Origin of the sequence: Exiguobacterium marinum DSM 16307, from assembly GCF_000620845.1 — a bacterium.
In the GTDB taxonomy this organism is placed as follows: Bacteria; Bacillota; Bacilli; order Exiguobacteriales; family Exiguobacteriaceae; genus Exiguobacterium; species Exiguobacterium marinum.
The window spans coordinates 2,697,577-2,718,619 of record NZ_KK211189.1 but is presented as its reverse complement, the minus strand read 5'-3'; the positions used below and the strand labels follow the sequence as shown (position 1 = coordinate 2,718,619).

The window sequence follows — 21,043 nt, the reverse complement described above, 5'->3', positions numbered from 1 at the left end:
TTCAATACGTCAGCTTGGCTACAACTTCAGTATACAAAGGAACTATGTAGAAAATTCGAGAGAAACGTTAACATTTTATGAATCTTGTAAACGCTTTCATGAATTAGGTGTCTCACATAGTGGGATACACGACTGTTTATATTGTTCAGCGCGTTTCGCATACTTCTTTACCGTTCTTTCCATAATAAAACGGTCTTCATCGTTCAACGGACGGACGACTTTTGCGGGAACACCCATCACCATCACCCCTTCAGGAATTTGCATGTTCGGCGTGACGAGCGCACCGGCTGCAACGAACGATCCTTTTCCGACCTTCGCTCCGTCGAGTACGGTGGCATGCATACCGATTAGGCAATTTTCTTCGATCTCACAACCGTGAATCATCGCCATATGACCGATTGAGACACGGTCATGGATGATAGTCGGTGAACCTTCATATTGATGGATCATCGAACCATCCTGGATGTTGACGTAAGAACCGATTTGAATAGGCCCTTCGTCTCCTCGAATGACGGTATTGAACCAGACTCCCGAGTGAGCCCCAATCGTCACGTCACCAATCACATGTGCTCCCGGTGCAACATAAGCCGTCGGATCGACTTGAGGTATCAGTTTTTCTAATTTATATTGCATCTTTGTAACCCCTTTCAGATAAATATGTTATCATTGTCGCACAACTTGAAAAAGAAATTGCAACGAAAAGAATATTCTTGGTAAGATAGTTAAAATACGTGGAATAAGGAGAACGAGAGATGGAGAAACAACATTTGATTGACATCGCCGCAAAGAAAAAGAAAGCGGCCGTCGTCTTTAAAGACGTCGCTGTGATTGACGTGTACAGTCGTGAAACGATTCGTACAGACGTCGCCATCGATGCAGGGTATATCGTAGCAATTGGGGACGGATATGAGGGGGAAGTCGAATACCACGACCCGGCATGGACACTCGCACCATCCTTTATCGACTCACACGTCCATATCGAGTCATCGATGGTCCCGCCACATGAGTTTGCAAAAGCCGTCTTGCCACTAGGCGTCACGACAGTGATTGCCGACCCGCACGAAATTGCGAACGTGAACGGAGCGCTCGGAATTGAATATATGTTAGCAGATGCAAAAGGTCTTCCACTCGATGTTCGGATGATGCTCCCGAGCTGTGTACCGGCGACACCGTTTGAACATGCGGGTGCAAAACTGTATGCTGAAGACTTGGCTCCATTTTTAGGGGACCCAGGGGTGCATGGCTTAGGTGAAGTCATGGACTATCCATCGGTTGAAGCGGGAAGTGAAGACATGCTTCAAAAGATTGCGCAGACGGAGCAAGCGGGTAAAGTGGTCGACGGACATGCTTCGGGTCTAAATCCTGACCAATTGAACGTCTATCGCTCTGCTGGAATCATGACAGACCATGAATGTACAACTGCTGAAGAGGCGATGGAACGGGTACGGCGCGGCTTTTACGTTCAGATTCGTGAGGGCTCAGTTGCTCGAAACGTGGAAAAGGTCAGTCTAGCCGTGACAGAAAGCAACGCCCATCGCTTCCTTTTCTGTACGGACGATAAGCACTTAGATGACTTGGTCGCGGAAGGTGGGATCGACTACAACATCCGTACCGCCATCAAGCAAGGCGTCAAGCCGGAAACGGCTTATGCGATCGCAAGTCTGCATGCTGCAGAGGCCTATGGATTGAAAGAGGTCGGGGCGATCGCACCTGGTAAGAAAGCAAACTTCGTTATCTTGTCAGACGTCGAATCGGTAAAAATTGAACAAGTCTATGTCAACGGTACGCTCGTCGCCGAACAAGGGAATGCAACATTTGATGCTGAAGGGATAGAAGTACCGAAACCCATGAAAGGTGAACTTGCGTTACCTGAGCTGACAGTCGATTCATTCCGACTCGAGCCAAGTGAGGAAGCGGTCGATGTCATTCAAGTGCTGCCGAACAGCTTATTGACGAAACGACAGCGCCTTTCATTCCAACCGGATTCTTCAGGAGCGGATTTATCACAAGATATCGCAACGCTCGCTGTGATCGAACGCCATCACGGAACAGGGCACATGGCGCTTGCTCCGGTCACGGGATTCGGGTTAAAACGAGGAGCGCTTGCGGCTACTGTAGCCCATGACAGTCATAACTTGGTCATTGCTGGAGTCAGCCCGGAAGATATGTTGCTCGCAGCTCAAACGCTTGAAAAAGTAGGTGGTGGAGTCGTGGCTGTATCGGAAGGGAAAGTGCTCGCCGTGCTTCCACTTGAAATCGGAGGCCTCATGACGAAACGTCCATACCGAGAAGTGGCGGACATTTTGGAACAGTTGAATGATGCACTCGATATTGTTGGGGCACACCGCCATTTCAATCCGTATTTGACAATGTCATTCCTCGCTTTACCGGTCATACCTGATTTGAAATTGACCGATATGGGGTTGTTCGACGTGACCACTTTCTCATTTATCAAGTCTTGACTCGGTCTAACGTATGATTTTTGTTAAGAACGGTCGATAACGATTGAATGCCTGACAGTAAGTTGGTATAGTTACGTCAAGTTTCATCGGGTCAACATTGAAAGGGGGGATATTACAGATGGAACAAGTTGCCTATAATCGGTCGTATGATGAACATGAGGAATTGATCAATTCTGTATATCGTGCTTTCAAGGACCGATGTGAAGAATTACCGGAAGAAACGCAAACGAAACGTCGTTTGCGACGACTGATTTTTTCTACGATCAAGGAACAGACGAAGTCTCATCCTGACCGGTTCGTGTTGTATCACTTCTTCAACGATTTCTTTAAAGCAGTAGAGTCAAATGACCAAGAAGCGCTTGCGGTCTTGAAACGAATCATTCGTGATGAAAAAAACTATTGATATGTGACATCAACCTGTGATAATTTAGACGTAACTTTAAATGAATATTCGTGCTATCGATGAGGTAGAGGTGCGATGCTGATGAGTAAGTAGTCGGAGGATGACAACGATGAGGACTACAAAAAGGCAGGATCGCCGAAGTGCAACACCATGTCTGTGTGGTTGTGCTGGGCTGACGGGAAATACCCGTCGGACTGCCATACATATTATACGTATGGAGCGCTCCAAGTCGGCTAAGAAAGACGGAACATCCAGCGAGGGTGTCGGCTTTGTTGCCGATGCCCTCGCTTTGCGTTTTTTTAAGCATAGGGGGGCCTCATCCTAATCAAAAAGGAGGAATTTAGAATGGTAGATTATTCAACTTCGGTACTCTCGCTCGTACCGGCATTACTTGCAATTATTATGGCGATTACAACAAGAAAGGTCATCCCGTCGCTCGGTGCCGGGATTATCGCAGGGATATTACTACTGCACAATTTTAATCTGCTCGATTCGATTCAATACTTGTGGTCGAACATCATTGCTCTATTTTGGTCGGACGGAGCAATCAATGAATGGAACGTCTTGTTGATTGCGTTCTTGCTCCTTCTCGGTATTTTATCGTCGATTATTCAGACATCAGGTGGGGCACGTGCATTCGGTGAATGGGCTGCGGCGAACGTCAAGACAGCGCGCGGTGCACGTCTCGTGTCGTTCGGACTTGGTATTTTGATCTTTATCGATGACTACTTCAACAGCTTAGCGGTTGGTAACATCAGTCGTCCACTTACGGATCGAAAAAACATCTCACGTGCAAAACTGGCCTATACGATTGACTCAACGGCAGCACCTGTCTGTGTCATCAGTCCACTTTCGAGTTGGGGCGCATATATCATCGCCATCATCGCGGGGATTTTAACGAAATACTCGATTGACAGCTACTCATCTTTTTCAGCGTTCATTCAAATCATTCCAATGAACTTCTATGCAATCTTTGCACTTTTGTTGACAGCTTATGTAGCATTTACTGGACTTGCAATCGGACCGATGCGCACGCATGAACTTCGTGCCCTCCAAGGCGAATTGTACGATTCCGCAAAAGGGAAACCAATGGGAATGAGTGAAGACTTACATGAGCACGAAGGTGGAAAAGTACGTGATTTGATCGTTCCGATTATCACGCTCATCATTGCGACGGTATCAGCCATGCTGTACACAGGAGGCCAAGCACTCGCGGCAGACGGGCAAGACTTTTCGTTGATTGGCGCATTCGAATCGACAGACGTGACACGTTCGCTCGTAGCCGGTGTCGTCATTAGTTTAATTGTCGCACTTCTTCTTCTCGTCGGACGTAAAATTCCTGGACGTGACTATGGGAAGGCGGTACGAGAAGGTGTTCGCGCGATGTGGCCAGCTGTCCTTATTCTGTTATTCGCTTGGACAATCATTGCGGTCATCAGTGATATGCAGACAGGTGAATATTTGGCAAGTTTCGTGACGGATACGATTGCCGCTTCTTACTTGCCGCTCCTTCTCTTCTTGATTGCCGGTCTCATGGCGTTCTCTACAGGGACGAGCTGGGGAACGTTTGGTTTGATGCTTCCGATTGGAGCTGACTTGATCATGGCGGTTGAGCCAGAACTTCTCCTTGCGTCCCTTGCTGCTGTGTTGGCCGGTGCGGTGTTCGGCGACCACTGCTCACCAATCTCCGATACAACGATTCTCAGCTCAACAGGCGCTGGATCACACCATATTGATCACGTGTTGACGCAATTGCCATATGCAATTCTCGCAGCGACTGTGTCCGCAATCGGATACTTAGTGCTCGGGATTTCAGGGTCAATCTGGATTGGTTTCTTCGCTGCACTGATTTCGTTCATCGTATTGGTTGGAATCGCACAAGTGATTTCAAAACGCGGGAAAGTACCTGCTGAACTTCGCGCAAAGCGTGAAGCATAATAGCTTGAAAATGACTTCCATCTCACCGATGGAAGTCATTTTTTGTGTTACCTTCAACATGCGAATAAGACTGTCGAGCAGTGTACGAACCAAAAAACAACTGTGATGATGTAAAGAGATGGGTGTCGAAGTGAGGTCAGATGGAAAGAGAACCATGGTATTTCGAGTAACCGGAATGGGGGATGTCAAAAAACAATACAATGTTCTTATCATCGACTCCAAAAAATATTTAATACAGAAAAACCTCCCTAATCCACGTAGGAATCAGAGAGGTTACACTCATTATTTGACGTCAAGCCATTTGAAACTTGCATCGGCACCGAACGGGTGGCGGTACATGTTTTCGATGTTTGAGCGTTCTAAGTATGCCTCACCTTTTTGATAAATCGGAGCGATGGCATAGTCTTCTTCGAGAAGGATGCGTTCAGCTTCTTGCATTGATTCCCAACGCTTCATCTGATCAGCTTCTTTTTTCGCTGATTGAACCAACTGATCATACTCGTCGTTTGAGTACTCCATACGGTTAAATGGACCATCTGTGACCCACATGTCGAGGTATGTCATCGGATCCTGATAATCAGGGCCCCAACCAGCGGCAGAGACATCATATTCGCCTTTTCCTTCGAGATCAAGGAAGTTTTTAAACGGTTGTTGTTTAATATTGAGTGTCAAACCAGGCAAGTTTTTCTCGAGCTCACCTTTGATGAATTCGTTGACTTTCTTGAACGCTTCCTCATCACGTGAGAGGAATTCGAGTTCAATCGTTTCGACTCCAAGTTCCTGTAATCCTTTCTCCCAAGCTGCTTTTGCTTCATCCACGTTATAGCTGAGGAGATCTGGATGTTTCTCCCGGAAGTCAGCACCGTCTTCTGTGAACGTGAAGTCTTTCGCCACGATAAAGTTCGCTGGTTCTGAACCGTCCGTTAAGATAACATCCGTCACACTCTGCTTGTCGAACCCTTTCGCAAGTGCTTCACGAATGTTGACGTTTTGAAGATACTCATTTTTTTGATTGAAGCGAAGGAAGTTGATTCGAGCATCAGCACGTGTCTTGAATTCGTCGCTATCCTCAAATTGAGGAACGAACTCAGATGAAAGGAGCGTGTAGTCCGCTTCGCCTGACTCGAACAAGTTGACACCTGTTGACACGTCTTTTACGACCTTGACGTTGATGGTATCCATCTTCACATTTTCTGCATCCCAATACTCTGGGTTTTTCTTATAGACCCAACCGGCATTGTCTTGCCACTCACTCAAGACGTAAGGACCGTTATAAAGCGTTTGGTCGACTGTCATCGCGAATTTTTCGCCCTGCTCTTCGACGAACTCTTGTTTTTGCGGCATATACGTAGGGAAGCCGGTCAATCCTAAGAAATACGGAGCTGGCGCTTCCAATTGCACCTCAAGCGTCTTCTCGTCGACTGCTTTCGCACCGAGGTCGTCAAGTGATGCTTCGCCTGCAAGAATTTTGTTCGCATTTTTTAAGTCTTGAAGAATATATGCATACTCGGCACCTGTTTCAGGGTTGAGTGCACGCTTCCAAGAGTAGACAAAATCCTCAGCTGTAATGGGAGAACCGTCTGACCAGTTAGCGTCACGTAGTTTGAACGTGTATGTAAGACCATCCTCTGATACTTCCACATCTTCAGCAATCCCTGGTGTCGGTTGGTTGTTCTCATCTAGACGATACAATCCTTCGAACACGTTGTTTGTCACGATGATCGATGTCGAGTCTGTTGTGAGTGTCGGATCGAGCTGCGGCAAGTCCGTCGCCGATACCATTGTGATTTCTTTTTTCGAATCGCTCGAAGATGAACCTTCTGAACTTGATGAGTCATCTCCTGTGCTACAAGCAGCCGTCGCCAATAATGCGACCCCCGATAACGCTAACCATTTTTTGTTACGCATTATACAACCTCCCGAAAATTCTGATAATTTAGAATATGTTGTAATTAAACTACATATGAGATAAATATGCAATGGAATTTTGCAAATTATTCGAAAATATAAACTTATTTAGAATGTCTATCCTTCAATCCTTTCAGGAAGTACAATAAACAAAACTCCGAATGATTATACAGTATATATGTATAGTTATTCGAAGGTTTAGAGTGATAGTGGAGGCGTTAACTTGAAACAAAATTCAGCCGGAATCGGCTTTTTCGGTCTCGCGGCAATGGTCGTCGGGACAATGATTGGAGGGGGTGCCTTCAATCTCCCTGGTGCTATGGCACAAGGGGCCGGGGTAGGTCCTGTTTTAATTGGATGGGGAATTACGGGTGTAGGCATGATTATGCTTGCATTTGTGTTTCAGTTTTTAGCGAACACGCGGCCGGAGCTAGAAGGTGGAATTTACGCCTATGCCCGTGAAGGTTTCGGGAAGTTTGTCGGATTCAACAGCGGATGGGGGTACTGGATGTCGGCTTGGATTGGGACGGTAGCCAATATCACATTGATTTTCAGTACATTGGCTTATTTTTTTCCTATATTCTCAGCAGAACACCGACTGTTCCGATTGTTCATGAGTGTCGTCCTGATTTGGGGTTTGTTTTGGCTCATCTCACGTGGGATGCGTGAGGCAGCTCTTCTCAATATCGTCACAACGATTGCGAAACTCGTGCCGATTTTCTTGTTTATCGTATTTATTCTGTTCGCGTTTCAGGTTACTACGTTCCAAGTCGACTTTTGGGGAGAAACAGGGTTTGTTTGGGCGGAGGTGTTTCCACAAGTGAAGTCGACGATGCTCGTCACACTCTGGGCATTTGTCGGTATCGAGGGAGCGGTCGTGTTGTCATCGCGCGCACGTCACAAAAAAGATGTCGGTCGTGCGACGGTGATCGGTTTGATTGGAACGTTGTTGATTTATATGATGATTTCAATCTTCTCCTTTGGCGTCATGACACAAGAGCAACTTGCGGCATTACCAGAGCCTTCAATGGCATACGTGTTAGAGGCCGTTGTCGGACCGTTTGGCGCTACGCTAATCAACATCGGACTACTCGTTTCGTTGACAGGTGCGTTACTCGGGTGGACGATTTTGGCGACTGAAATTTCTTATGTCGCGAGCAGAGATCGTGTTTTTCCGAAAGTGTTTAATCGATTGAATAAAAATGATACACCGGTGAACGCATTGTTCATCACCCAAGTATTCACCCAAGTGGTCACAGTCATCGCGTTGTTCTCGGAACAGACGTACCTCGTCTTGTCGAGTATCGCCGGTATCGCGGCGCTTGTCCCCTATTTATTTTCAGCACTTTTTGGGTGGATCGAGGCGAAGCGGACGACATCATTGCGGATGATGATGATTTCCGGTATCGCTTCGTTGTATGCGGCTTGGTTACTCTATGCATCAGGTTTGGAATATGTCTTGATTGCGATGATTCTTTATGCGCCTGGCATCTTCGTTTTTCTTTTAGCAGAGCGGGAACAAGGACGACCGTTCTTGACTCGTACGCAGTCGATGATTGCCCTTATTATTTTATTGTGTGCGACATACGGTGTTTACGGAATTTGGACAGCCTCGATTGCCCTATAAAAAAACTCACCGACGCGTTATGCGTTCGGTGAGTTTTTTGATGACCGGAGTAATTGTTCGATTGCACTTGGAGAAGCAGGTCTGGCGTATAGGTAGCCCTGGAAAGAATCACAATCCGTCGACTTTAAGTGCGCCAACATCTCTTTATCTTCGACCCCTTCCGCGACGACATGGAGATTTAAGCTTTTCCCGAGATGAACAATGACGTCGAGGAGATGAGATTTGGACGTCATCCAATCATCAAGAAAGACTTTATCGATTTTGAGTTCATCTACCGGGAAAGATTTCAAGTATTGTAAAGAAGAGAAACCGGTGCCGAAATCATCAATCGACAGTCGATAGTTCAAACGCTTGATTTGCTCCATACGTTCGATGATTTCATCAGTTTGTTGCATGACTAGACTTTCTGTAATTTCTAAGATGACATCTGCCGGGTCGAGTTGGAATTGTTGCTTGATATTTCGAAGCGTATTCAAGAAACTTTCGCTTCGGAACTGGTTTGGCGAAATATTAATCGCCATCGAGAGTGATTGATTGAACTCATCTTTCCACTCCTTCAATTGTTTCGTCGCCTCTAAGATGACCCAGTTGTTGATTGGGACGATGAGTGCCATCTCTTCAGCAAGTGGGATGAACTCAGAAGGTGGGATTTGTCCTAGTTCATCATGATGCCAACGAAGGAGTGCTTCGAACCCAATGAGTCGATCTGTGGCTAATTCGTATTTTGGCTGATATTCGAGATAAAAATGCTTTTCGTCAAGTGCCCGATACATCGCCTTTTCAATATGGATTTGTCGCGAGAAGGCGGCATCCATATCCTTTGTCACAAATTGAATCGTACCGACCCCGATTTGTTTTCCTTTGAAAAGGGCACTCTCAGCACGTGTATACAGTTCCTCGAGCGAACTTGTCGAAGATGGATAAAATACACATCCGACTGAAATCGATACCATGATGGAGTGATGGTAAATACGAAACGGTCGTTGCAGTTCGTGTTGCAGATGCCGTAATACTTGGAACACTTCTTCTTTCGACTCCTCGAAGAACATGACACCGAACAGTCCACCTGTTGGATGGAACAATAAAGCAGACTCTGGAATGAGGTGCAGTGCGCGCTCTTTGATTTGGATGAGGAGTTCATTTCCGACACGAGACCCGAATGACTCGTTAATGATTTTGAAACGGTCGATATCGAACAAAGCGATGTGAAGCAGGCCTTCACGCTCATCGGTTTGTTGAAGAATCGAGTCATATCGACGTAAGAAGCCTTTTTTATTATAGAGTCCGGTCAATTCATTTTGATAGGCGAGAAACTCGACTTCTTTTTCAAGACGTTTTTTCTCAGAGACATCAAAACCAAAAGCTGTGTACTGAATCACATCTTTCTTCTCACTGATGATTGGTACGACGGTCAAATTGAGCCAACACGGTTCTTGTTCATGTTCCTTACAGGAAATAGCAAGTTCTCCGTTCCATATTTGATTTGTGGCCAAAGATGTTAAGACATCACGTGAAATCCCATTTCGGTCACTTGAATCATGAATGAGCTCGAACCAGCTATGGCCGATGAGTTGTTGTTCCGTCACATCGAGCAGACGACATAACAAAGGGTTCGCGTCGACGATTTCACCTTTCGCGTTCGTCGCCAAGTAATGGGTGGACTGCTTAATCATTTCTTGAAAGTGATGAAGTAAATTGAATTGTTCGGTGCTGATGAGTGGTCCGAATCCTTTCGGAAGAAAGGCCAAGAAATAGCCGTAAATCTCTTCGAGTGAAAAGGACTGTAAGTATGCGGTCGCATAGATGACCGATCCATCTTTATGTTGAAATGGTGTCATCGCCGTCGTCGAGAACGGATATTGAAGGAGGAGCGGTGTCCATGTTTCCAGCGCATGGTCAAGTTGCTGGACGACCGGCAGTGGCTGATGGAGGACTTCTTCACGTTCCCACCCGAATAACACTTCGGCATGCTCGTTCCATAATAGAACCGTACCATCTTGAGAAATATAACAACAAGGCACAGAAAAAGCATCGATGAATTGATCAACCGATAAATCACGCAATGAAGACACATCATTTCCCCCAATCTGTCATGCTAAATGCATATTCTAATGTCAGTGTACCTGATTTTGCCAATTCAAGGAATGCTTAAGTTCGTCATTGTCAAAAGAAAGAGGGGCATCATATACTGAAGGAGTAAGATAGTTTTGAATAAGGGGGAAGCAATATGACAAAGACACATGATGTGATTGAGATGACAGAAAAGTTCGGGGCACACAACTATCATCCACTACCGATTGTTATTTCGGAGGCGAAAGGGATTTGGGTAACCGATCCTGAGGGGAATCGCTACATGGATATGTTAAGTGCATACTCTGCCGTTAACCAAGGTCACTGCCATCCGAAGATCATTCAAGCGCTCAAGGATCAAGCAGATAAGATCACGTTGACGTCACGTGCCTTTTATAACGATCAACTGGGACGTTTTTATGACAAAGTGGTAGCGCTTACAAATAAGCAAATGGTATTACCGATGAATACGGGAGCAGAAGCGGTCGAAACAGCCGTGAAGACGGCTCGGCGCTGGGCATACGATGTGAAGGGAATCCCGGGACAAGCTGAAATCATCGTCTGTACAGGAAACTTCCACGGACGGACGATGGCTGCTGTTTCGATGTCGACAGAAGCAGAGTATCAGCGTGGGTTCGGACCGTTACTACCGGGATTCAAAGTCGTACCATACGGTGATATCGAGGCGTTCGAGGCAGCAATCACAGAGAATACGGCGGCGTTTATCGTAGAACCGATTCAAGGTGAAGCCGGAATCATCATTCCGCCGAAAGGGTATTTGAAGCGTGCATCAGAGCTGTGTAAACAACATAACGTTCTCTTCGTCGCAGATGAGATTCAGTCGGGGCTCGGACGTTCCGGGAAATGGTTTGCCATCGAGTGGGAAGGTGTAACACCGGATATGTATATTCTCGGAAAAGCTCTTGGAGGAGGCGTCTTTCCAATCTCGTGTGTGGCGGCTGACAAAGAAGTCCTTTCAGTATTCAATCCAGGCTCACACGGCTCCACATTTGGTGGAAACCCCCTCGCGTCAGCTGTCTCTGTCGCAGCTCTTGAAGTATTGGAAGAAGAAAAACTCCCAGAGCGTTCGTTGGAGTTGGGAACGTATTTCATGGATCGTTTAAAGTCGATCGACAATCCGATGATTCGCGACGTTCGCGGACGCGGACTATTCATCGGCATTGAATTGACAGAGTCAGCTCGTCCTTACTGCGAGGCACTGAAAGAACGTGGTCTTCTCTGTAAAGAAACGCATGAAACAGTGATTCGGTTGGCACCACCTCTCGTCATCACAAAAGAAGAATTGGATCAAGCATTTGAAGCAATCGAAGCCGTACTTGCTCCGGCAGCTATTTCGTAAAAAGCGACAGCTTGGTATAATAGTTTGAGATGAATCGACACCTGCAGCGCAGGTGTCTTTTTCGTGGAGGAGGAATCAGATGCTGTACATATACGTTGGGTTAGCAGGTGCAGTTGGAGCTTTGGCACGGTACGGACTTGGATTATTAGTCGATTCATTCGAAACGAGCCCGTTTCCCGTCGCGACACTGTTCATCAATTTAATTGGAAGCTTTCTATTGGGATGGCTGACGCATCGATTTCTTCAAGCGGGAAAACATTCTCCTCAAATCGTCACGATTGTCGGAACCGGAATGATCGGGTCATTTACAACGTTTTCCACGTTTAGTGTAGAGACGATTCAATTAGTTGAAAATGATCATGCACTTCTCGCTGTTGCATACGTGTTCCTAAGCATCACACTCGGTTTATGGAGTTCTTGGTTTGGCTATCGCATCGGAACAAAAACGTCGACAAGAGGTGAAGTCTTATGACTATTCTCTGGATTGCAAGTGGCGCTTTCATCGGTGCGATTCTCCGCTCCACAATCGGTCAGGTCATGAAAAAGTGGACTGATTCAACTTTTCCGTGGGCGACGTTGTTCGTCAATGTAACAGGTTCGTTTGGTCTCGGATACTTGTACGCGCATACCGCTCAACAATCGCTCATCCTCTTTTTAGGTATCGGATTTTTTGGTTCGTTTACGACTTTCTCGACTTTAAAACTGGAATTGATGCGGTTTGTAACGAGAGATTGGATTCGATTCGGACTCTATTTACTCACGACTTATTTGTTTGGATTAGTAGCGGCATATATCGGATGGTCAATATAAAACAACGCCCCTTCCATTTCGAAGGGGCGTTGTTTTATTCTGCGAGTTGAAGCTTCTCTGTACATGAAGCACAAGTCGTTTCGTATGACTCGCACTGTTCGTCCATATGGTTCCCGCATTCCTGGCATGTCTTATCCGGTAATTTTTGATAAAACTCGACAGATGATTCGAGTCGGCTCGCCCATTCATTCATATGAAAATGCCTCCTTCGGTAAATTGTCTGACAGTTTTGGTTGTTGTTACGATTGTATTATAACAGAAGTGTATAAGTCAACTATAATATATAACAGATATGTTGCCGAATTTTTGCTACACTATACACATCAAAAGACGAGGTGAAAAAAATGAAAGTGCCACAGTGTGAAACGATTGGAATTCAATCAGAGGACGTTCCTACGCTACAATCCGCCTTGGCGCAATTAGACGCGCCACGAGTCAGTCGATTGTTTAAAGCGTTCGCCGATCCGACCCGTCTAAAAGTGCTATATGTGTTGACGCTCGAACACGAACTTTGTGTATGCGATGTGGCGGCCGTTATCGGTCATTCAAACGCGACCGCATCTCACCATTTACGGACGTTACTGGAACAAGGATTGGTGAAGTATCGTAAAGAAGGGAAAGTCGTTTATTATTCATTAGATGATGAGCACGTGCGACAGCTTGTTGAAATTGCATTGGCACATAGTGAAGAACAAAAAAACGTTTAAATTCGATGACCGATCCCATATGTACAGGGTCGGTCATTTTGCCTATTGTCATTGAATTCGATTCACGATACGATATATTCAAATGAACGTTTGAATGTTAGGGGGAGAATGATGGGAAAACGAGACGTGTTACCCGTGTCTGGAATCACCTGCACAAATTGTGCAGCCAAAATCGAGCGAGATGTCACGAAGCATGAAGAAGTGGCATCTTGCCAAATTGACTTCGCGACAAGTCGAATGGTGATTGAATGGATAGATCCTTCAGAGCGTGACGTGATGCTCCAGTCGATCGAGCAGACGATGGAGCGGATTGAACCGGGGGCTAAATTTGTAAGAGCAGAGGACGATCAAACTGAAAAACGTGATGTTACGCTCTGGCGCTTCCTCGCAGCTACTTTTATCTTTTCACTTGCTCTTTGGACCGATTCGATTCCGGGGTATATTGTGGCCTATGGATTGGCCGGATATGATGTGGTATACGGTGCATTTCGAAATATATGGCATCGAGAGTGGTTTGACGAAAAATTCCTCATGACGATTGCGACGATTGGGGCATTTGCGATTGCTGAATATCCAGAAGCTGTTGCCGTCATGTTGTTTTATCAACTTGGAGAATATGTGCAAGGACGGGCGGTGCGGGCATCTCGAAAATCGATTCAGTCTTTATTGAACATGAGACCGACCCTTGCTCGTGTGTTAGAAAACGAGGAAGAGGTTGAACGATTGCCAGAGGACGTTTCAGTTGGATCGTATCTTGTCATCCGTGCGGGTGAATTGGTACCGATGGATGGCATCGTTGTAACAGGTGCGAGCTCGATGGATACAGCCTCTCTAACTGGAGAATCTGTACCACGCCAAGTGGATGCAGGAGAAGAAGTATTGGCCGGGATGGTCAATATAGAGGGGCGTCTCATTGTTCAAACGACCAAATTAGCAGCAGAATCAAGTCTTCAAAAGATGATTGCGCTTGTGGAAGAGGCCAATGGGAAGAAAGCGAAAACAGAACAGATGATCACGCGACTGGCGAAAGTATACACACCGTTCGTGGTTGTTATGGCCGCGCTCGTGGCCTTTGTTCCTCCGTTTTTTGTGGGGAACTTGGAAGAATGGGTTTATCGTGCACTCATCTTCCTCGTGATTAGTTGTCCATGCGCACTCGTGATTTCAATTCCACTCGGCTATTTTGGTGGAATCGGAGCGGGTTCCAAACGAGGCATTCTCGTGAAAGGTGGCGAGTATTTAGATACGTTAACAGAAGTGGATACGGTAGTCTTCGATAAAACAGGGACGTTGACGACTGGACGATTTGAAGTAACAGACGTGGTGACGGCAGGCGGTGTCAGTGTGGAAGAACTGTTATATCTTGCTGCCCGTGTCGAAGTAGCGTCCAATCATCCGCTCGCGCAAGCCATCGTTCAGCGTGTCGGAGAGGTTCAAGCTTTCGAATCGATTCAAGAAGAACCTGGATATGGTCTCCATGCCTGTGATGGAGAGGATCACATTTATGTCGGAAGTGCACGGTACATGAAGAGATTAGGACGAGCTATTGATGATTCGTCCGTCAGTACGAGTGTGCATGTTATGAAGAATGATCGGTGGCTTGGACGAGTTGAATTGATGGATACGGTGAAAGAAGATGCGTTCGAGGCAATCCAAGCACTAAAAGAAGCAGGATATCGAACGGTTATGTTGTCAGGAGATCGCCGTGAGGTCGCAAAAAAAATCGGGGATCAACTTGGACTTGATGAAGTGCAAGGTGAATTGCTTCCACATGAGAAAGTTGAAGCGGTAGAGCGGATGACAGCTACCCGTAAAGTTGCATTTGTTGGAGACGGAATGAATGACGCGGCTGCCTTAGCTCGTGCAGATGTCGGTCTTGTCATGGGCGGTGTCGGAAGTGATACGGCGGTAACGGCGGCAGATGTCGTCTTGATGCATGACGCTCCAACCGATGTCGTTCAGGCTATTCAGTTAGGCAAACGGACAAAACGCGTTGTCTGGCAGAACATCTTCTTTGCCTTCGGAACAAAAGCACTTGTATTGCTTTTAGGATTGTTCGGCATCGCGACGATGTGGGAAGCAGTGTTCGCTGACGTTGGGGTAGCGCTTCTTGCCATCGCAAATGCGACAAGGTTACTTCGTATGACGAAATAAATCAAAGAAGTGTCTCAGGTATGATCACCTGGGACACTTCTTTTTTCATTCTATTGTCTCGTGCTGAGGTTTGATACGGAACAATAAGAAGCTGAGGATGGCAATTATAGCGATAAGCAAAAAAGTGATGGTGAAAAGTATTTGGGTCAAGAAAGATATCTGATTCTCTGCAGAAAGAAGTTCTTGATGAATATCTTTGTATTGCATTTGCTTTAACGAACGCAAATCTTCCAAGATAGTCTGTCGTTGCTCGGTCATTGTTTCTGCGACTGCTGTAGCTTTTGTTAGGTCGCCATCTTCATAGATGTCGAGTACACGATCAGCTTCTGTTTCCCAAATGGCATCCCTTTCAAGTAAATCGAGGACGGAACTCGGTGTATTGGGGTCAGCGACGACGGACTGTTTTAGCGTTTTGGCTTGACGGGACATGCTATAGTACATTTCTAAAAAGTGTCGGTCGTCATATGCAAGTAAACCACGGATGGCATTTGCCCGCTCGATGTTATAATACATGATGTCTTCAATCACTTCATACGAGTCGAGTTGTTCACCTTGTATGATTTCTAAACGGTCATTTGTTCCTTTTAATTGAAAAATAAAAATACCAATAATTGAGATGGATAAAATGCATAAGCTAACCCATAATAAAATCCACTTTCGTTGTGACATCGTGACACTCCTTTCTACTCAATCGTACATGATTTTATAAATGTCGACAGAAATTATTCTTTGAAAAAAGGAAAAGACGAGGAAACGTATAATCAATTAGTGTAGTGTCTTTTAATGAAAAATGAAAAAGGACAATCAGATGCATAAGGAGAGTCAATATGCCAGAGAACTCATCGTTACAAAAGCTGTACCAGGTGTTACAAGACAAGCGTCAGGATCTTACTTATGAGGTTCCAAGTCTATGGAATCGCATGCGTTTCCCTTCTGAACCAGTTCGCGACGGTGTCGAGCGTGTCAATCCGTATGATTTTTTGGTTGAAACGATTGAAAAAACGATTTTTCCGTATGCGATTGAAAGCCGGGATTACCAAACGTCCATTGCGCTTGCAGACGGACATTTGCAAACAGGAGGTGATTGGATCAAGCGAGCCTCTGTCTATTCGATGCAAGTTCGTACATCGACCACCTGGGATCATGATGGATCGGGCTATGTGGAGATGGAGAACTCGTTCGGAATGAAGGACACTGGCACTTTCGTCAAAACGCTTGCGTTGATTCCGCACCTCCTTTATATGGGAATCGATACATTGTTTCTCTTACCGATTTCTCAACATAGTCATAAGAATAAAAAAGGAGAATTTGGTTCTCCTTATGCCGTTCAAAATTTCTTTGCCATCGATGAAGAGTTGAAAGAAACGCTGACTGGAGATGCAATGACAGTCGAAGAAGAATTTGCGGCATTTGTGGAGGCTTGTCACATGGTAGGGATTCGCGTCGTCATCGATGTCATCCCTCGTACATGTGCCCGAGATAACCGTCTCATTCTTGAAAACCCAGAATGGTTTTATTGGATTCCATTGACGGAAGTCGATTATTATCATCCTCCTTATGTGCCCGGGATTGGGGAGAACGTAAAACCGGAATTTGCCTTTTTGCCGATGGTGTATAACTCGGAGGATGTATGGCAACACTTAAGACGATTCTCGATGGCACCGAATTTGATTGATGCTGAGAAATGGGGACGTGTCCGTGGCTTTTTGCTTGAGCACCCGGAAGAAAATGTGTTAGCAACGATTGAGCGAGAGTTCGGTTTGACAACAGCGCCTGCTTTCTCTGACTGTATTAATGATCCACAACCACCATGGTCGGACGTGACATATTTCCGTCTCTTCTTAGATCATCCACTTGCAGCAGCACCTTATGTCAATGAGGCGAATGTTGCTCCTTATATTTTGTTTGATTCAATCAAGTCGAATCAATTCCGAGGAAATGAGATTAACGAGCCCCTCTGGGAGATGCTCGCTGATATTATCCCGCATTATCAGCGTGAATTTGGCATTGATGGGGCGCGTATTGATATGGGGCACGCTCTTCCTGTCGACTTAGCGCAGCAGATTTTGTCAACACCACGTTCTATCGATTCAAACTTTAGTTTTATCGCCGAAGAGTTGATTGAGTCGGGTGCTTGGACTGCCAAGGATGCCGGTTATAACATGATTATCGGATATGGATTTTATAAAGAACCTAGGTTCCAAACGCACGAAACACATCAATTTCTATACGATTCACGCTTTTTACCGCTTCCAGTATTTGCGGCAGGTGAAACGGCGGATACTCGTCGTCTTGCTACGCGGGAAGGCGGACGACAAGCGAGTAGATTATTGTCGGTGTTAAATGGGTTTATGCCGAATGGGGTACCGATGACAAACTCAGGGTTAGAATTATATGAAACACAGCCGATGAACACCGGACTAGATTGTCGACCTGAAGAAGCGTACCAACTGTTCCCGACGGACCCTTATTTCGGCAAACTCGCCTTTTTTGATGCATATCAGTTCCATTGGGATCACCCAGAACGGGATGAGATGATTGAAGTCATGCACCAAGTTGCTGAAATTCGTCGACGGTGGTTAGACGTACTCGTGGATCCAAACCATTTTGAGCCACTCAATTTGGATGAGCCGTTCGCACCGTTTGTCGGGTTTGCCTGGCTACGTCCGGAGACGAATGATACATTGTTGGTTATAGCGAATACGAACATGAATAACTCATTGCAAGGAACTGTCGCTCTTGATGGAGTACGGCGCCGAAATTGGAACGCGAGTCGTTTTGCGGAGATGATTTATTCACCATACTCATGGCCATATGCTGAGTATGCGTTTGATGAACAATGGAACCTTTGGATTGACCTGAAGCCAGGTGAGGTCAAAGTGTATGAAATGAAATAAAAAAGCGCCTTGAACCGAATAAGGGTTCAAGGCGTTGTGTGTTTCATATAGTAAATGACAAACTCATCAAGTGGCATCGGTTTTGCATAGCGGTAACCTTGCATGGAATCACATCCGATTTTACGAAGAAAGGTTTCCTGATACTCGGTTTCGACGCCTTCGGCAACAAGCGCCATACCGAGTTGTCGTGCCATTGCGACGATTGTCGTCGTGACCATTTGATATTCGCGGTTCTCTTCGAGTTGCATCGTGAACTCACGAGGGATTTTCAGTTCATCGATTGGATATCGTACGAGATAAGCGAGTGAACTGTAACCTGTTCCGAAATCATCAATGGATAGTTTGATACCGAGCGCTTTTAACTCTAAAATCCGATTTAGCACACGATCCGAGTGGTGGGCGGCGACAGTTTCTGTCAATTCGAAATTGAGGCGTGACGGTTCAATCGGGAAACGTTCGAATAGCGTATTCAAGTAATCAATCAAATGTTCATCGAATAACTGTCGAACTGACAAGTTGACCGAGAGCTTCGGTAAATGGATATCGCCTTGTTCAAACACATGAATTAACTGGAACGTCTCATGAATCATCCACCGACCTAAATCGTGAATATGTCCTGTTTCTTCGGCAATCGGAATGAATTGACTTGGCGGAATGAATGTTCCGTTATGTTGCCAGCGCATGAGTGCTTCCGCTCCGATGACCGCTTTCGTCGAGGCATCGACTTGAGGTTGAAGGAAAAGAGAAATTTCTCCTTTTTCAAGTGCGGTATCGAGACCTTCCATTAACACTTTCCGTTCTTCTTTGTCTTCTCGTAACTCAGGTTCAAACATGACGGTTTCGTCACGTCCTTTATCCTTCGCACGATACATCGCGAGATCCGCGTTTGAGAGTAAGTGCTTCAATTTTTCCCCATGTTCAGGGAAACGTACGATTCCAATCGAAGCATGTACTTCAACGAGTGTTCCGGCCATGTAATAAGGGGGGCGGTAGACGAGTCGCCGTAAACGTTCCGTCAACATTTCGTGGTCACCGTGTTCTGCGACAACAATGAATTCATCACCTCCGAGGCGTCCGGCGTACTCATTTGGAAGAAGTGCGGTTCGTAACCGCTTCCCGATGTGTTGCAGAAGTTCGTCTCCCATGTGATGACCGAATTGGTCGTTGATTTCTTTAAAGCCATCTAAGTCAGAGAACATGAGCGTGAACGTGCGACCTTCCTCGATTAAACGCTCGATTTGTTCTTGTAGCGCGTAACGATTATGAAGACCCGTCAAACTATCGAACTTGGCTTGATACAGAATTTGCTCTTGCTGCTCGATCATTTGCGTAATATCTTTGGCGATGGCGTAAATCCCTTCTACTTCTCCATCGATAATCATCGGGACGTTGACGAGTTGCCAGACACGTGTCTCGCCTTCGTCGGTCATCACCCGCACATCAATCGTTCGTGGTCGACCATTCGTCAACTCTTGAAGAATGGCTACATATGGGGGCCGATCTTTCGATTCGATGATATCGAGGATGTTCGACCCGAGTAATTTATCTGTCGACAATCCTAAAATCGAGCTACCGGCCTCATTGACAGACAATACTTCTCCGTGTAAATCGAATAAAAAAATTGGTTCTGAGTGGTAGGCAAAGAGCGAACGGTATTGTTGCTCGCGAATCTCGAGCTCATGCGCTTTTGTAGACACGGCGACTTCTAAATCTGTATTGACCGTATGTAGACGATAACTGATCAGTGCGTTTTGTTTTGAGACGACAAATTGGCGAATCAGTAGTAAAAGCACGGCATTTGCAATCATCGAGTCTAGTACAGACGTTCCAAGAAGGCGATCGGATGAGAGTAAAAACATCATCACGACTACGCTGTATAATACATAATCTAAAATTGAATCATACGCGAGTGCATCTTCCGACAGATCATCGACCCAGTAACTGATGGAGATCATGAGTATGCTGCTTATTTGAACTAGGTGAACTAGCTCGTGTGTAATCCCTGAAAACAAAAATAGTGCGTTTGTAATTGAGGCGGTTGTGAAACCTAGAATTCCGACGAGTAAAAGAATCCGGAATTGTTGACCGGTTGAAACGACTCGATTCAAGTAAAGGAATCCGAGCATCATGTAAAGGCTGATGAGTAACATCTGTTCTTCAAAGCCACTCAGATGAGAAACGAGCGAGACATCTCGTGTGGAGTAGAACCAAATATGTAGTCCACCAATCACGAGAAAGCTAAACAAGGCAAATAAATCGAACGTTCGTAGTTTCAATGTCCGAATCTCAATCGATTGAGTGATGACGATCAAAGACATAATCAAATAAAAGAAATTCTGTAAAAACAATAACGATTGTGTATTTGCGCTAGGTGAATAGTGGTGCATCAGTAAGTAAAGCACAAAACATACATTTCCGGCACTAATCAGAACATGAATAAAGCGGCGCATCCCTCTATGCTTAAAAATAGCCACTCCACTAAATAGAATCGCTGCTCCTAGGATGACGAGATAATAGATAAGTAACGTGATGTGTAGCAGGTCATGCGGGGTTAAAAATAATAATAAAAGTCCGGTAGAAAAAGTTCCGATGAGAACCGCCGGAACGTATTGGCGCAACGAATAAAATGACAACTCATGCACCTCCTCCTGTTTTGAAATAGGGCTCTTATCTATTATCGGAATAGATGATTGAAAATTACACAAAA

Annotated in this window: 16 protein-coding genes and 1 riboswitch; of the genes, 10 read left to right on the top strand and 6 right to left on the bottom strand. The window is 45.6% G+C overall.

Annotated features, from left to right (window positions below):
- Positions 1–96: 96 nt before the first annotated feature.
- Positions 97–633 carry a gamma carbonic anhydrase family protein gene (locus tag P400_RS0114350; RefSeq protein WP_026826847.1) on the bottom strand — a complete coding sequence of 179 codons (537 nt, stop codon included), beginning with the start codon at positions 631–633 and terminating at the stop codon, positions 97–99.
- Between the two features lie 119 nt (positions 634–752).
- On the opposite strand from P400_RS0114350, the gene ade reads away from it, so the two are divergent.
- The 3 genes from ade (at position 753) to P400_RS0114335 (ending at position 4,803) form a co-directional block, all read left to right on the top strand.
- Positions 753–2,462 (top strand): adenine deaminase, encoded by a 1,710-nt coding sequence (gene ade / locus P400_RS0114345; RefSeq protein WP_026826846.1) that lies wholly within the window; start codon positions 753–755, stop codon positions 2,460–2,462.
- A 118-nt stretch (positions 2,463–2,580) separates the two neighbouring features.
- On the top strand, positions 2,581–2,865 hold the full coding sequence (locus P400_RS0114340) for a hypothetical protein (protein WP_026826845.1): 285 nt from the start codon (positions 2,581–2,583) through the stop codon (positions 2,863–2,865).
- 57 nt (positions 2,866–2,922) lie between these two features.
- Positions 2,923–3,098: riboswitch (Lysine riboswitch) on the top strand.
- Positions 3,099–3,210: 112 nt separating this feature from the next.
- Positions 3,211–4,803 carry a Na+/H+ antiporter NhaC family protein gene (locus P400_RS0114335; protein ID WP_026826844.1) on the top strand — a complete coding sequence of 531 codons (1,593 nt, stop codon included), beginning with the start codon at positions 3,211–3,213 and terminating at the stop codon, positions 4,801–4,803.
- A gap of 282 nt (positions 4,804–5,085) precedes the next feature.
- Here P400_RS0114335 and P400_RS0114330 read toward each other — a convergent pair whose 3' ends face one another.
- Positions 5,086–6,711, bottom strand: a complete 1,626-nt coding sequence (locus P400_RS0114330; RefSeq protein WP_026826843.1) for a peptide ABC transporter substrate-binding protein — start codon at positions 6,709–6,711, stop codon at positions 5,086–5,088.
- 223 nt (positions 6,712–6,934) lie between these two features.
- Here P400_RS0114330 and P400_RS0114325 point away from each other — a divergent pair, with 223 nt between their 5' ends.
- Positions 6,935–8,338 (top strand): basic amino acid/polyamine antiporter, encoded by a 1,404-nt coding sequence (locus P400_RS0114325; protein ID WP_026826842.1) that lies wholly within the window; start codon positions 6,935–6,937, stop codon positions 8,336–8,338.
- Between the two features lie 17 nt (positions 8,339–8,355).
- Here the strand turns inward: P400_RS0114325 and P400_RS0114320 are convergent, their stop codons facing one another.
- On the bottom strand, positions 8,356–10,410 hold the full coding sequence (locus P400_RS0114320) for a sensor domain-containing protein (protein WP_026826841.1): 2,055 nt from the start codon (positions 10,408–10,410) through the stop codon (positions 8,356–8,358).
- Positions 10,411–10,565: 155 nt separating this feature from the next.
- On the opposite strand from P400_RS0114320, the gene P400_RS0114315 reads away from it, so the two are divergent.
- From P400_RS0114315 to P400_RS0114305, 3 genes are all read left to right on the top strand, one after another.
- Entirely contained in the window at positions 10,566–11,768 is a 1,203-nt protein-coding gene (locus tag P400_RS0114315; protein WP_026826840.1) for an ornithine--oxo-acid transaminase, read from the top strand.
- 79 nt (positions 11,769–11,847) lie between these two features.
- Positions 11,848–12,240, top strand: a complete 393-nt coding sequence (crcB, locus tag P400_RS0114310; protein WP_026826839.1) for a fluoride efflux transporter CrcB — start codon at positions 11,848–11,850, stop codon at positions 12,238–12,240.
- On the top strand, positions 12,237–12,578 hold the full coding sequence (locus tag P400_RS0114305; protein ID WP_026826838.1) for a fluoride efflux transporter FluC: 342 nt from the start codon (positions 12,237–12,239) through the stop codon (positions 12,576–12,578). Before crcB ends, P400_RS0114305 begins: the two co-directional genes overlap by 4 nt.
- Positions 12,579–12,612: 34 nt before the next feature.
- On the opposite strand, the gene yhfH is transcribed toward P400_RS0114305, so the two are convergent.
- Positions 12,613–12,771 (bottom strand): protein YhfH, encoded by a 159-nt coding sequence (gene yhfH / locus P400_RS15585; protein ID WP_074032998.1) that lies wholly within the window; start codon positions 12,769–12,771, stop codon positions 12,613–12,615.
- A 151-nt stretch (positions 12,772–12,922) separates the two neighbouring features.
- Between yhfH and P400_RS0114295 the strand changes: the two genes are divergently transcribed.
- Together P400_RS0114295 and P400_RS0114290 are read left to right on the top strand one after the other, a co-directional pair.
- Entirely contained in the window at positions 12,923–13,285 is a 363-nt protein-coding gene (locus P400_RS0114295) for an ArsR/SmtB family transcription factor (RefSeq protein WP_026826837.1), read from the top strand.
- 111 nt (positions 13,286–13,396) lie between these two features.
- Positions 13,397–15,439 (top strand): heavy metal translocating P-type ATPase, encoded by a 2,043-nt coding sequence (locus P400_RS0114290; protein WP_026826836.1) that lies wholly within the window; start codon positions 13,397–13,399, stop codon positions 15,437–15,439.
- 45 nt (positions 15,440–15,484) lie between these two features.
- On the opposite strand, the gene P400_RS0114285 is transcribed toward P400_RS0114290, so the two are convergent.
- Entirely contained in the window at positions 15,485–16,108 is a 624-nt protein-coding gene (locus P400_RS0114285) for a hypothetical protein (protein WP_026826835.1), read from the bottom strand.
- A gap of 158 nt (positions 16,109–16,266) precedes the next feature.
- Here P400_RS0114285 and P400_RS0114280 point away from each other — a divergent pair, with 158 nt between their 5' ends.
- Positions 16,267–18,336, top strand: coding sequence for an alpha-amylase family protein (locus P400_RS0114280; RefSeq protein ID WP_026826834.1), 2,070 nt, complete (start codon positions 16,267–16,269; stop codon positions 18,334–18,336).
- 26 nt (positions 18,337–18,362) lie between these two features.
- Here P400_RS0114280 and P400_RS0114275 read toward each other — a convergent pair whose 3' ends face one another.
- The gene (locus P400_RS0114275; protein ID WP_235181868.1) at positions 18,363–20,978 is read right to left on the bottom strand and encodes a putative bifunctional diguanylate cyclase/phosphodiesterase; all 2,616 of its coding nucleotides are present in this window, start codon (positions 20,976–20,978) and stop codon (positions 18,363–18,365) included.
- Positions 20,979–21,043 lie beyond the last annotated feature (65 nt).